Origin of the sequence: Vibrio gallicus (genome assembly GCF_024346875.1) — a bacterium.
Taxonomy (GTDB): domain Bacteria; phylum Pseudomonadota; class Gammaproteobacteria; order Enterobacterales; family Vibrionaceae; genus Vibrio; species Vibrio gallicus.
The window spans coordinates 2241471-2254850 of record NZ_AP024871.1 but is presented as its reverse complement, the minus strand read 5'-3'; the positions used below and the strand labels follow the sequence as shown (position 1 = coordinate 2254850).

Annotated in this window: 15 protein-coding genes; 12 read left to right on the top strand and 3 right to left on the bottom strand. The window is 43.0% G+C overall.

Going from position 1 to position 13380, the window contains the following annotated elements; genetic code table 11:
• Nucleotides 1–159 precede the first annotated feature (159 nt).
• The 4 genes from hfq to hflC are packed head-to-tail and all read left to right on the top strand — an operon-like array spanning nt 160 to nt 3996.
• Complete coding sequence (gene hfq, locus OCU28_RS10510; protein WP_261816129.1) at nt 160–420, top strand: RNA chaperone Hfq; 261 nt, start codon at nt 160–162, stop codon at nt 418–420.
• A 49-nt stretch (nt 421–469) separates the two neighbouring features.
• Nucleotides 470–1759 (top strand): ribosome rescue GTPase HflX, encoded by a 1290-nt coding sequence (hflX, locus tag OCU28_RS10505; RefSeq protein WP_261816128.1) that lies wholly within the window; start codon nt 470–472, stop codon nt 1757–1759.
• A 45-nt stretch (nt 1760–1804) separates the two neighbouring features.
• A complete protein-coding gene (hflK, locus tag OCU28_RS10500) occupies nt 1805–3007 on the top strand; it encodes an FtsH protease activity modulator HflK (protein WP_261816127.1) in 1203 nt (400 codons plus the stop codon).
• A gap of 2 nt (nt 3008–3009) precedes the next feature.
• Complete coding sequence (hflC, locus tag OCU28_RS10495; protein WP_261816126.1) at nt 3010–3996, top strand: protease modulator HflC; 987 nt, start codon at nt 3010–3012, stop codon at nt 3994–3996.
• 67 nt (nt 3997–4063) lie between these two features.
• Here hflC and OCU28_RS10490 read toward each other — a convergent pair whose 3' ends face one another.
• Nucleotides 4064–4249, bottom strand: coding sequence for a DUF2065 domain-containing protein (locus OCU28_RS10490; protein WP_261816125.1), 186 nt, complete (start codon nt 4247–4249; stop codon nt 4064–4066).
• Between the two features lie 227 nt (nt 4250–4476).
• Between OCU28_RS10490 and OCU28_RS10485 the strand changes: the two genes are divergently transcribed.
• Nucleotides 4477–5793 (top strand): adenylosuccinate synthase, encoded by a 1317-nt coding sequence (locus OCU28_RS10485; protein WP_261816124.1) that lies wholly within the window; start codon nt 4477–4479, stop codon nt 5791–5793.
• 51 nt (nt 5794–5844) lie between these two features.
• Here OCU28_RS10485 and hmpA read toward each other — a convergent pair whose 3' ends face one another.
• The gene (gene hmpA, locus OCU28_RS10480; protein ID WP_261816123.1) at nt 5845–7029 is read right to left on the bottom strand and encodes an NO-inducible flavohemoprotein; all 1185 of its coding nucleotides are present in this window, start codon (nt 7027–7029) and stop codon (nt 5845–5847) included.
• A 107-nt stretch (nt 7030–7136) separates the two neighbouring features.
• On the opposite strand from hmpA, the gene nsrR reads away from it, so the two are divergent.
• From nsrR to rplI, 7 genes are all read left to right on the top strand, one after another.
• Nucleotides 7137–7562, top strand: coding sequence for a nitric oxide-sensing transcriptional repressor NsrR (nsrR, locus tag OCU28_RS10475; protein WP_261816122.1), 426 nt, complete (start codon nt 7137–7139; stop codon nt 7560–7562).
• 93 nt (nt 7563–7655) lie between these two features.
• The gene (gene rnr, locus OCU28_RS10470; protein ID WP_261816121.1) at nt 7656–10097 is read left to right on the top strand and encodes a ribonuclease R; all 2442 of its coding nucleotides are present in this window, start codon (nt 7656–7658) and stop codon (nt 10095–10097) included.
• 12 nt (nt 10098–10109) lie between these two features.
• On the top strand, nt 10110–10847 hold the full coding sequence (rlmB, locus tag OCU28_RS10465) for a 23S rRNA (guanosine(2251)-2'-O)-methyltransferase RlmB (RefSeq protein ID WP_261816120.1): 738 nt from the start codon (nt 10110–10112) through the stop codon (nt 10845–10847).
• Nucleotides 10848–11113: 266 nt separating this feature from the next.
• Entirely contained in the window at nt 11114–11494 is a 381-nt protein-coding gene (rpsF, locus tag OCU28_RS10460; protein ID WP_261816119.1) for a 30S ribosomal protein S6, read from the top strand.
• An 8-nt stretch (nt 11495–11502) separates the two neighbouring features.
• Entirely contained in the window at nt 11503–11805 is a 303-nt protein-coding gene (priB, locus tag OCU28_RS10455; RefSeq protein ID WP_261816118.1) for a primosomal replication protein N, read from the top strand.
• Between the two features lie 16 nt (nt 11806–11821).
• Nucleotides 11822–12049, top strand: a complete 228-nt coding sequence (gene rpsR / locus OCU28_RS10450) for a 30S ribosomal protein S18 (RefSeq protein WP_000090472.1) — start codon at nt 11822–11824, stop codon at nt 12047–12049.
• Nucleotides 12050–12079: 30 nt separating this feature from the next.
• Nucleotides 12080–12532, top strand: a complete 453-nt coding sequence (rplI, locus tag OCU28_RS10445; RefSeq protein WP_261816117.1) for a 50S ribosomal protein L9 — start codon at nt 12080–12082, stop codon at nt 12530–12532.
• 57 nt (nt 12533–12589) lie between these two features.
• Here the strand turns inward: rplI and OCU28_RS10440 are convergent, their stop codons facing one another.
• Entirely contained in the window at nt 12590–13348 is a 759-nt protein-coding gene (locus OCU28_RS10440; protein WP_261816116.1) for a DUF481 domain-containing protein, read from the bottom strand.
• Nucleotides 13349–13380: the final 32 nt, after the last annotated feature.

Genomic DNA, 13380 nt, shown 5'->3' with positions numbered 1-13380 from the left:
AGTTAGGTATATAATAAGAATGTGTTGCATTAACAATACCTGGACACGGATCGTAATACACTACAGGTGTTGTTTTATTTAGCTTGGATGCATAAATATTTCACTTATTGCTGTCGATTGCTAAAAATCACAATAACAAACAAAAAAAGGAAAATAACAATGGCAAAGGGGCAATCTTTACAAGACCCGTTTTTGAACGCACTGCGTCGTGAGCGAGTGCCGGTTTCAATTTATTTAGTCAATGGCATCAAGTTACAAGGTCAAATTGAGTCTTTTGACCAATTCGTCATTTTGTTGAAGAACACTGTAAACCAAATGGTTTATAAGCATGCTATTTCGACAGTCGTTCCTGCTCGTGCAGTAACGCATCACACAGCCAACGAGCGAGCTGATCGCCCTCAAGATAAACCAGAAGAATAATTGAAAAATTTACTTAAAAACCTAAGGTATTATGTAAGGAGTCTATCGCTTGTTTGACCGGTATGAATCAGGTGAACAGGCGATACTTGTTCATATAAACTTTACGCAAGAAGGGGAATGGGAAGATTTAGCAGAGTTTGAGATGCTAGTCTCTTCTGCTGGTGTAACCAACCTGCAAACCGTGACTGGAAGTCGACAATCACCTCACCATAAATACTACGTTGGTGAGGGGAAGGCTCAGGAAATTGCAGATGTTGTGCAACAGACTGATGCTCAAATCGTAATCTTCAATCACTCCCTTTCTCCTGCCCAAGAACGTAACCTAGAACAGCTTTGTAAATGTAGAGTATTAGACCGAACTGGTCTTATTCTCGATATTTTTGCTCAGCGTGCCAGAACTCATGAAGGTAAACTTCAGGTCGAGTTAGCGCAGCTTCGTCATCTTTCTACTCGATTAATTCGAGGTTGGACTCACCTTGAGCGCCAAAAAGGGGGCATCGGCCTTCGTGGTCCTGGTGAGACACAGCTAGAAACCGATAGGCGTTTATTGCGTGACCGTATTAAAGCGATACTACGTCGATTAGACCGTGTAGCTAAGCAGCGCGAACAAGGGCGTCGTGCTCGTAAGCGTGCTGAAATACCTACACTGTCTTTAGTTGGCTATACCAATGCTGGCAAATCAACACTGTTCAATCTCATTACTGAGTCTAGTGTTTACGCGGCGGATCAGTTATTTGCTACCCTTGACCCTACTTTACGTAAGATAGAGTTAGATGATGTTGGTTTAGCAATATTGGCTGATACGGTTGGTTTTATTCGACACCTTCCCCATGATCTTGTTGCTGCATTTAAGGCAACCTTGCAAGAAACTCAGGAAGCAGACATCTTGTTACATGTTATAGATGCGAGTGATGAGCGTTTCAGGGAGAATGTGCAGGCGGTAGATATCGTACTTGAAGAGATCGATGCTCATGAAGTACCTACTCTACTGGTCATGAACAAGATTGATAACCTAGAAGGCGCTTCACCTCGTATCGACTACGATGAAGAAGGTGTGCCTCTTAGGGTATGGGTGTCAGCAATGGAAGGCGAGGGTATCGAGCTATTATTCCAAGCATTGACTGAGCGTTTAGCAGGTCAAATGGTAGAATATAAGCTGTGTATCCCACCTCTTGTGCAAGGAAGGTTGCGAAGTGTGTTGTTCAGCATGAAATCGATTCGCCAAGAAGAGTATGATACTGAAGGCAATTTATTGATTGATATTCGGATGCAACAAGCCGATTGGGCTAGGTTGCAAAAGAGAGAAGAAGTGCAGTTGGACGACTTTATCGTCGTTTGAAAGACTGCTACTTTATAACGTCATATCTAGTGATGGAGTTTTCTAATGGCGTGGAACGAGCCTGGAAATAACAACGGAAACAATGGCCGTGATAATGATCCTTGGGGAAACAATGATCGCGGCAATCAAAATTCAGGAGGTCGCAATCAAGGGCCACCTGATTTGGATGAAGTATTTAGTAAACTGAGTCAAAAGCTCAGTGGTAAGTTTGGTGGTGGAAAACGCAGTGGCGGTTCATCAATGAACGGTGGTGGTGCTATCGGGTTTGGCCTGATTGCGCTGATTGCTGTCGTTGTATGGGGCGCGTCAGGTTTCTATACCGTAGGTGAAGCAGAGCGTGGTGTTGTCTTGCGATTAGGTAAGTATGACCGCGTTGTTGATCCTGGTCTGAACTGGCGTCCACGCTTTGTTGATGAAGTGACAACAGTTAACGTTGAAGCAATTCGTGCACTTCAAGCTTCTGGCTTGATGTTAACGAAAGATGAAAACGTAGTAACGGTTGGTATGGGTGTGCAGTATCGAATCTCTGATCCGTACAAATATCTTTATCGTGTAACCAATGCTGATGATAGCTTGCGTCAAGCAACCGACTCAGCACTGCGAGCAGTTATTGGCGACTCTTTGATGGACAGCATTCTAACCAGTGGCCGTCAGCAAATTCGTCAAAGTACTCAGGTGACTCTAAATCGTATCATTGATAATTATGATATGGGGATTCAGATTGTGGATGTTAACTTCCAATCTGCTCGTCCACCGGAGCAAGTTAAAGACTCATTTGATGATGCAATCGCAGCGCGAGAAGATGAAGAGCGTTTCATCCGTGAAGCGGAAGCGTATAAAAATGAAATCTTACCAAAAGCGACTGGTCGTTCAGAACGTCTGAAGAAAGAAGCTTTGGGTTACAGTGAGCGCGTAGTTAATGAAGCTCAAGGTCAAGTAGCGCAGTTTGAAAAACTCCTTCCTGAGTATGAAGCAGCGCCTAAAGTAACTCGCAATCGCTTGTACCTAGATACAATGGAAGAGGTGTATTCAAATACATCTAAAGTGCTAATTGACTCTGATTCAAGCGGCAACCTACTTTATCTTCCAATGGATAAACTAGCAGGGCAGAAGAGTGATTCAACTAAGCGAGCGAATCGATCTTCATCAGCCTACGACAAGATTGTGCTAGATGCTGATAAGCCGAAAACTGAGCCTCAGCCTCAAACTCAAGATCGTTCAACTACTACCCGTCAAGGGAGATACTAAGAATGCGTAAGTTAATGATCCCAGTATTAGTAGTTACTCTTGCTCTAATGTTGATGTCACTATTCGTAATTCCAGAAGGGGAACGCGGCATCGTGGTTCGCTTTGGTCGAATCATGAAAGATACGAACGATATGTCTCGTATCTACGAACCTGGTTTGCACTTTAAAATGCCTTTGTTTGATAGTGTGAAGCGTCTTGATGCACGCATTCAAACTATGGATGGTAGAGCTGACCGCTTCGTAACATCAGAGAAAAAAGATGTAATCATCGATTCGTATGTTAAGTGGCGTATCGAAGATTTCGGTCAATACTATCTTGCGACAGGTGGCGGTAACGCATTGACAGCTCAAGCGCTCTTAGAGCGTAAAGTAACGGATGTATTACGTTCAGAGATTGGTGCTAGAGAAATCAAGCAGATCGTTTCTGGTCCTCGTAATGAAGCTGTACTACCTGATGAATCAGAGCTTGATGACACTGTATCTGAAGCAGCACGTCAAGCCGTTGAGATTGACGGTGAGCGTGACAAGATTATGGAAGAGGTACTAAATGACACTCGTAAGAGCGCATTTAAAGACCTTGGTGTTCGTGTAGTTGATTTCCGAATGAAGAAAATCAACTTACCAGACGAAATCAGTGAATCTATCTACCGTCGTATGCGCGCTGAACGTGAAAGTGTTGCTCGTAAACACCGTTCACAAGGTCGTGAAAAAGCTGAAATCATTCGTGCACAAGCGGATCTTGAAGTTGCGACTCTATTAGCGGAGGCGGATAGAACGGCTCGAATTACACGTGGTGAAGCAGATGCTCGCGCAGCGAAAATCTATTCAGAATCGTATAGTAAAGACCCTGAGTTCTATAGCTTCATTCGTTCGCTAAAAGCGTATGAAAGATCATTCTCTGAGAAAGGGGACATTATGGTTCTCGATCCTAAGAGTGATTTCTTCCGCTTTATGAATGACTCTGAAGGTAAACTTCCAAAAGCGAAGTAACTTTGGATTGATACAACGAAAAAGGACTCTAATCTAGAGTCCTTTTTTTTGTCTAATATTGGCTTAGCTAGCCCATCATGGTGATGATAACTATGCCAGCGACGACTAAGCAGCCACCGATTCTACGTAATTGTGTATCGGGTTGCGCACTTAATTGGGCAACCATTTTTCGCCAACCATCGGGTGCAATGAATGGACCAATACCTTCAAAGAGCAATACTAGTCCAATGGCTAGCCATATAGATTCCGACATGGGTGTTCCAGGAGGGTGAGTCGTGAAGCAAGTGTATCAGCGAATTTTTAGTAAAGGAATGGATAGCAAACAAAGGGTTAGCTTTATCGGACTAGTAATAGATTGCATTTTTATTGATTTAACCCTAGAAAAGGTGCATTGAAATACAAAACTCTGATTAAAAAATGACTGCATCAGACTTGATTCAGTGCTAGAATCCTTTTTTAACTACCAGTCAGAACGGAAAGATGGGAAATAACGTAGTTGTTTTAGGCACTCAATGGGGTGATGAAGGTAAAGGTAAGATCGTTGACCTTTTAACTGAAGATGCAAAATATGTGGTTCGCTACCAAGGCGGTCACAATGCAGGCCACACTCTAGTTATTGACGGTGAAAAAACCGTTCTCCACTTAATTCCATCAGGTATTCTACGCGATAATGTTAAATGCATTATTGGTAATGGCGTAGTTCTTTCTCCTGATGCTCTACTGAACGAAATGAGGCCTCTTGAAGAGCGTGGCATTCCTGTAAGTGAGCGTTTATTCATTTCAGAAGCTTGTCCTTTAATTCTTCCTTATCATATTGCCCTAGACCAAGCGCGCGAAAAAGCACGTGGTAATAAAGCAATTGGTACTACAGGTCGTGGTATCGGTCCTGCTTACGAGGACAAAGTTTCTCGTCGTGGTCTTCGTGTTGGCGATCTTTTTGATAAGCAAGCGTTCGCAGAGAAGCTAAAAGAAGTGGTGGAATATCACAACTTTACTCTAGTTAACTACTTTAAAGTTGAAGCTGTTAGCTACGAAGAAGTACTTGAACAAGCAATGAGCTACGCTGATCTATTAACGTCAATGGTTATTGATGTTACTGATGAGCTAGACGCAGCGCGTAAGCGTGGCGATAAGATCATGTTTGAAGGTGCTCAAGGTACACTTCTAGATATTGACCATGGTACTTACCCATATGTAACCTCTTCGAATACTACCGCTGGTGGTGTTGCTGCAGGTTCTGGTTTTGGTCCACGTCATATCGGTTATATTCTAGGTATCGCGAAAGCATACTGTACTCGTGTTGGTTCTGGTCCATTCCCTACTGAATTGTATGATGGTATCGAGAAGCAAGATCCAATCGGTAAACACCTAGGTGAAGTTGGCCATGAATTTGGTGCAACTACCGGTCGTCTACGTCGTACAGGTTGGTTTGATGCAGTTGCTATGCGTCGTGCAGTACAACTTAACTCAGTGTCAGGCTTTTGCTTAACTAAACTGGACGTTTTAGACGGTCTAGAAGAGCTGAAAATCTGTACTGGTTATAAAATGAATGATGGTTCTGTTCTTGAAGTTTCGCCAATGGCGGCAGAAGCTTTCGAAGAAGCAACGCCTATCTACGAAACCATGCCAGGTTGGTCTGAAAATACCTTTGGTGCTAAATCAATTGATGCGCTTCCACAAGCTGCTCTTGATTACATTAAGCGTATTGAAGAGTTAACTGGTGTACCAATAGATATTATCTCTACTGGTCCTGACCGTAATGAAACTATCATTAAGGTACACCCATTTAGCTCTTAATTTTTTAGAGCAGATGAAAAAAAACCGGCTTTTAAAGCCGGTTTTTTTATTTTATAGGATTTTGTGAGGACCGAAACACTCATAATGTATTTGGCTTGAAGTAAAGCCGAGTTCGGTTAATTGCTTCGCAACACTTTGCATAAATGCTACTGGACCACAGAAGTAGACTTCTGCATCTTTAGGGAGCTGTTGGTGATTGAGCTTACTAAGGTTTATAAGCCCTTGGTGTTGATAATCTTCAGCGGGTACGTCTTGAGCTAACGGTGCGTTGTACCAGGTAGCGTATTCAAAATCGCCTCGGCTTTGGCAGATATCTAAAACATGTTGTTTGAATGCGTGTTGCTCACCATTTTCTGTAGCGTGTAACCAAGTAACAGCTCGCTCTTTATCGGCAAGGGTTTCAAGCATAGATAGTGTCGGCGTAAGTCCAACACCAGCGGATATCAGCACTACAGGCTTGTCACTTTGTTGGTCTAGGAAAAAGTCACCTGCGGGTGGAGCAAGTTTTACTATATCGCCAACCTTGACTGAATTGTGAAGATGGTTGGAGACTAAACCCTCACCTTCGCGCTTAACAGAGATGCGATAAGAGTCAGTTTCAGGCTTTGAAGATAGGCTATATTGACGGATTTCTTGGTAGTCAAACTCACCATTGTCAAAATAGATACCTAGGTATTGTCCAGGATTAAAGCCTACAACAGGCTTATTATCACATGGTTTGAATACGAAGCTGGTGATCAAAGAGCTTTGTTGTTGTTTTTCGACAACCTTAAATTCTCTTAGTCCACGCCAGCCGCCAGTATCAGATTCAATGCTTTGGTAAATTTGTTCTTCTCTTTGAATGAAGATGTCAGCGAGTAAGCCATAGGCTTCACCCCAAGCATCAAGAACGTCTTGGCCAGGAGAAAGTAGCTCATCAATAGTCGCTAATAGGTGACCACCAACAATTTGGTATTGCTCGGCGGTAATCATAAAACTTGTATGTTTTTGCGCAATTTTTTCGACTACAGGCAGCAGGGCTTCAATGTTTTCAATGTTAGCAGCGTAACCGCATATAGCGTTGAATAACGCTTCACGTTGGTCACCGTTACGCTGGTTGCTCATGTTAAAAATGTCCTTGAGCTCGGGATTGTGAGAAAACATGCGATCATAGAAATGCGCAGTTAGAGCTGGGCCTGTTTGAGCAACAACTGGAGCTGTTGCCTTGACGATATCAATAGTTGATTGAGATAACATAAGCTTCATTCCGTAAAGGTGTATTTAATGTATACCTTATAATCTCTATAAAATGTATCCTAAAGTCAACAAAAGAATTAGAATAGCGTTGATAAGGGAGAGAATAGATGCAAATTACCAGTTTTACCGATTACGCAATACGAACATTGATTTATCTAGCTGCCCTAAAAAAAGGTGAATTGACCAATATTACTCAGGTAAGTGAGGTGTTTGATATCTCTCGAAACCATATGGTTAAGATTGTAAATAAGCTTGGTCAAAAGGGCTTCATTGAAACTATTCGTGGTAAGAATGGTGGTATTCGCCTTAAGCAAACAGCGAGTCAAATCAATATCGGATCGGTGGTACGTGAATTAGAACCATTGCAAGTGATCAACTGCTCTCCAGAGTTTTGCCACATAACACCGGCTTGTCGGCTAAAGTCTTATCTACATAATGCAAAAGAAGCATTTTTAGCCGAATTGGATAAGTGTCATCTTGATGAGTTGCTTGACGAAAATAGTGACCTGCTGATCTTACTATCTAAACCTTGAGCTTAATTTAATTACTAATTTTTAAGCATTTTTCCCTTGTTGGCGGTGACTAGAATATACTAGATGTAACCGCCTCAGTTAACGAGTTCACTCATGTCCGAATCATTCGAACGCGATCCTCACGCAAAGCGTGAAGCTGAAAATTACGCCAATCCAGTACCAAGTAGGGAGTTTATTCTCAATTTCTTGCAAAATGCTGGAGCCCCAATGAACCGTAATGATCTTTTTGCAGCCCTTGAGCTGAAAGGAGAAGATCAATATGAAGGTTTAAGACGTCGCCTAAATGCGATGTTGCGCGATGGGCAATTGGTCTTTACCCGCAGACAATGCTTTGCGGTGCCTGAAAAACTAGAAATGATCAAAGGCCATATCATAGGTCACAAAGATGGCTATGGTTGGGTTCGCCCTGAAGGGGTGATTGGTCGAGATAAAGACCTAGTGCTTCCGTTCCATCAAATGCGCAATGTTATCCATGGTGACTATGTATTAGTTCAAGAAGCTGGTACGGATAAACGTGGACGCAAAGAAGGTCGTATTGTTCGAGTTCTAGAAGAGCAGAGCACTCAGATTGTAGGTCGCTTCTTTTTGGAGTTCGGTCATGCTTATGTTGTTCCTGATGACTCTCGAATTCACCATGATATCTTGATCCCTGAAGCCGATCGCTCAGGGGCTCGTATGGGCAATGTTGTGGTTATCGAACTTACTGATCGTGGCAATCGCTCTCGTGGTATGTCGGGTAAGGTCGTTGAAGTTTTAGGTGAGAATCTTGCGCCTGGAATGGAAACTCAAATCGCCATAAAAACCCACCAGATCCCAAATGAGTGGCCACAAGAAGTAACTAAGCAGGTCTCTGGTTTAGCTGAAGAAGTGCCAGAAGAGGCTAAGGTCGGCCGTGTTGATTTACGTCAATTACCATTGGTGACCATCGATGGCGAAGATGCTCGAGATTTTGATGACGCAGTGTATTGTGAACGCAAGAAGACTGGTGGATGGCGTCTTTGGGTGGCAATCGCCGATGTAAGCTATTATGTACGTCCTAATTCAGCTTTAGATAAAGAAGCGATTAACCGAGGCAACTCTGTTTACTTCCCTTCACAAGTTGTCCCTATGCTACCTGAAGTGCTTTCCAATGGACTGTGCTCACTAAATCCTCAGGTTGACCGTTTATGTATGGTATGCGAAATGACCGTTTCTGATAGTGGCAAGCTCTCGGGCTATAAGCACTACGAAGCGGTAATGAACTCTCATGCTCGACTTACCTATACCAAGGTAAATGACATCTTAAATGGCGACAAAGAGCTAACAGAGCGCTATCAGAGCGTTGTACCGCATCTGCAAGAATTACATAACATGTATCAGGCTCTAAAGCAGTCGCGTGATAAGCGTGGAGCAATAGAGTTTGAAACAGTCGAAACCAAGTTTATCTTTAATGCCGAGCGCAAGATTGATCGTATTGAGCCTGTAATTCGAAACGATGCCCATAAATTAATTGAAGAATGCATGATACTGGCCAATATTGCTTCTGCATCTTTGGTAGAAAAATCCAAAGAGCCGGCCTTGTATCGTATCCATGAATCGCCAGGTGAAGAACGCTTAACGGGCTTTAAAGACTTCCTTGGTGAGCTTGGTTTATTCCTTAACGGTGGATTGGAGCCATCTCCAACTGACTATGCTGACTTGATGGCATTGGTACGTGAGCGTCCGGATAAAGAACTGATCCAGACTATGTTGCTGCGTTCAATGAAACAAGCGGTGTATAATCCAGACAATGCCGGTCACTTTGGCTTAGCCTTAAAACGTTACGCTCACTTTACATCACCGATTCGACGTTATCCTGACCTTCTGCTACACCGTGCTATTAAGTATTTAATCGCGAAGCAAGAGGGGCAGAATCAAGATATCTGGACCCCAACTGGCGGATACCATTATTCATTTGATGATATGGATGTGTATGGTGAGCAGTGTTCGATGACAGAGCGACGCGCTGATGATGCCACACGAGATGTTGCTGATTGGCTCAAGTGTGAGTACATGCAAGACCATGTTGGTGAAGAGTTACAAGGGGTTATTGCCAATGTAACTGCATTTGGCTTCTTTGTTCGCTTGAGCGATCTGCATATAGATGGTTTAGTTCATATCTCATCATTAGCGAATGACTATTACCGTTTTGATGGTGTTGGTCAGCGCTTGGTCGGTGAAAGTTCAGGACAGATCTATCGTTTAGGTGACCAAGTTAAGGTTAAGGTTTTAGCCGTTAATCTGAATGACAAGCAGATAGACTTTGAAATAGCCGGTAGCCAGCGAGTACCAAGAGGCAAAGGTAAGACCTCTAAGAAGCGCATAGCTGAAAGTACTAAAAAGCAGGCTAGTGCGAAGGGTGGCAAAGCCAAGGCTATGATTGAGCCGACTGTGCGCCCTGATGGCAGCGCTGATAAGCCGAGCAAGCCTAAGAAGCCTAAGAAGCCTAAGGGCGATAAAGCGCGTAATGCAAAATCACGAGCAAGCAACAACAAGTCTCGCAGCAACAAGAAGTAAGAGAATTAATTAATGAGTAACGAATTTATTTACGGTATTCACGCGGTAAAAGCCGTGTTGGAAAAAGACCCTGCACGTTTTATTGAGGTATTTGTACTTAAAGGTCGTCAAGATGACCGTCTATTGCCTTTACTTAAGCTGCTACAAACCTATGGTATATCTATCCAACAAATGGGCCGTAAGCCATTAGATGAGAAAGCAAAAGGTGCTAATCATCAAGGGATTATTGCGCGAGTAAAACCGACTAAAGCATTAAATGAAAATGACCTTGATGACGTATTGGTAGGCCATGAAACCCCACTACTGCTTATTTTAGATGGTGTTACCGATCCGCATAACCTAGGTGCTTGTTTACGTAACGCTGATGCCGCTGGTGTGGCTGCGGTTATTGTACCTAAAGATAGGTCTGCACCGCTCACAGCAACGGTAAGCAAGGTAGCCTGTGGGGCTGCTGAAACCGTACCTCTAGTTCGCGTAACTAACCTTGCGCGTACTATGCGTCACCTGCAAGAACGAGGTGTATGGATTGTAGGGACGGCTGGAGAAGCGACTCATGATATCTATCACAGTAAGCTTAATGGTCCGTTAGCTATCGTTATGGGAGCTGAAGGGGATGGTATGCGTCGCCTAACGCGTGAAACCTGTGATGATTTAATTAAAATCCCAATGGCAGGGTCAGTATCAAGCTTAAACGTATCGGTTGCTTCCGGTATTTGTTTATTTGAAGCAGTGAGACAGCGTCAAAACTAGGTTGTATATCGCAATTATCAAATAGGAACTTAGGCTCCTGTTTTTTTATCTGGAATAAGGCGTTAGTAGTCGGTAACTGATTGTTAAATGTACGAATAAAGTGCTTTTAAAGAATATGATGAACTAGGGGGCTTTTTCTCTTGATCTTGCTGCCTGATTTCTGTACTATTTGCCGTCCTTAAAACTCGGTCATTTATCTTTAGTTCCTTGCTTCCTCTGGACGACCGAGCCATTCGTGGAAGCTAATAATCCGTAAGGAGCAACATATGCGTCATTACGAAATCGTATTCATGGTGCACCCTGATCAAAGCGAGCAAGTTGCTGGCATGATCGAGCGTTACACTGGTTCTATCACTGAAGCTGGCGGTACTATCCACCGTCTAGAAGATTGGGGTCGTCGTCAACTGGCTTACCCAATCAACAAGCTTCACAAAGCTCACTACGTTCTTATGAACGTTGAAGCTGGTCAAGCTGTGATTGATGAGCTAGAAACTGCTTTCCGTTTTAACGATGCAGTTCTACGTAACATGATCATGCGCACTAAAGATGCTAAGACTGAACAGTCTATCATGCTTAAGCAAAAAGAAGAGCGTGCTCCACGTCGTGAAGAGCGTTCTGAAGCTAAGCCAGAAGCATCTGCTGAGTAATTAACTGTATGACCAATCGATTGGATTTGAGCGGTGTTATCGCGAAAGATCCAGTTAGACGCCATAGCCCTGCGGGTATACCACATTGTCAGTTTTGGCTTGAGCATCGCTCAACTGTGGTAGAAGCTAGCTTCGAAAGACAAGTATATTGTCGAATGCCGGTAGTGGTAAGTGGTAATAGGTCAAACAATTTAACTCAAGAACTAGTTAAAGGCAGCAATATCAAGGTAAGTGGTTTTGTCACTTATCAAACTAGCCGAAACGGCTCAGGGAAATTGGTACTGCATGCCGACAACATCACTCAAATTTAAGATCAGGAGATAGCCCATGGCTCGTTTCTTCCGTCGTCGTAAATTCTGCCGTTTTACTGCAGAAGGCGTACAAGAGATTGATTACAAAGACGTAGCAACTCTTAAAAACTACATCACTGAAGCTGGTAAAATCGTACCTAGCCGTATCACTGGTACAAGCGCTAAGTATCAACGTCAACTAGCTCGCGCTATTAAGCGTTCTCGCTACCTAGCACTACTTCCGTACACTGATAAGCATCAGTAATCGGTCGGTTTATTTAAAGAGGATTAAACAATGCAAGTTATTCTACTTGATAAAATCGGTAACCTAGGTGGTCTTGGCGATACTGTAAACGTTAAATCTGGCTACGCTCGTAACTTCCTTATCCCTCAAGGTAAAGCAGTTATGGCAACTAAATCTAACGTTGAAATGTTCGAAACACGTCGTGCTGAACTAGAAGCTAAAGTTGCTGAGCAACTAACTGCTGCTCAAGCTCGTGCTGAGAACGTTAACGCTCTAGAAGCTGTAGTTATCGCATCTAAAGCTGGTGACGAAGGTAAACTATTCGGTTCTATCGGTACTCGTGATATCGCTGACGCAATTACTGCTGCTGGCGTTGAAGTATCTAAGAGCGAAGTTCGTCTTCCTGAAGGCGCTCTACGTAACATCGGTGAGTTTGAAATTAGCATCCAACTTCATTCTGAAGTTTTTGCTACTATCACGCTACAAGTTGTTGCTGCTGAGTAATTTTCAGTAAAGACTAGCTTAAAAACATCAGCTTCGGCTGGTGTTTTTTTATGCCTGTTAGAAAAGGAAAAGTAGGTTAATCGACGTAACTGAGTCGGTATTGCTGAGTCCATTTGGTACCTTGTTATGGTACTGACGGTTATGGACAATCTTAAGTGCAATATCATCGGTTATCTCATTGACCACCGAGAATTCATTATCAGTACGAATATTGCTTTTACCGGCTACAATGGTGAATTCAGTGCCTATAGCTAGGCTCTTGATTGGTTTCCAGGTAATGGCTAGATTACCGCGGACAATCGCCTCATGGACGGTGTCAGGAAAGATAATATCGTCATCATCTATTTCATCTAGGTTCGGCTCTTGATATCGAAAACCTGGACCAATTTCCCCTTCAAGTACCAAGGTTTCAGTATTCGTGAACTGATAACCCAAACCTGCAGATAACGTATAGTCAGTGAAATAGGCGCTATATTTAGAGTCATATCCTTTGAAACTTGAGTAAGCATAGCTCTTTTTACCTAGCTTATAGTCCCCCTGCAGATCGTAAGTAGATTGCCTTTTATCTTCATCGCCATCTTTGTAGAGAAGGTAATATTTCCATTCTCCATTGACACGATATCGACCGGAGGTGTATTCGGCACTGAGACGAGAGTTAAGGGATTTTGAGCTAGAGTTTCCAGAGTGAGATTGATAGCCAAACTCTACTTCTGATTGCCACGGAGAGGGGCCTTCAATATCCGCATCAGAAAGTTCTTCTGCATGAAGTACTGAACTTGACAGCAGCCCCAAACAAAATAATAACCTTTTCGACACAAATTACCTCAGGATATTCAAAAGAGTGCATT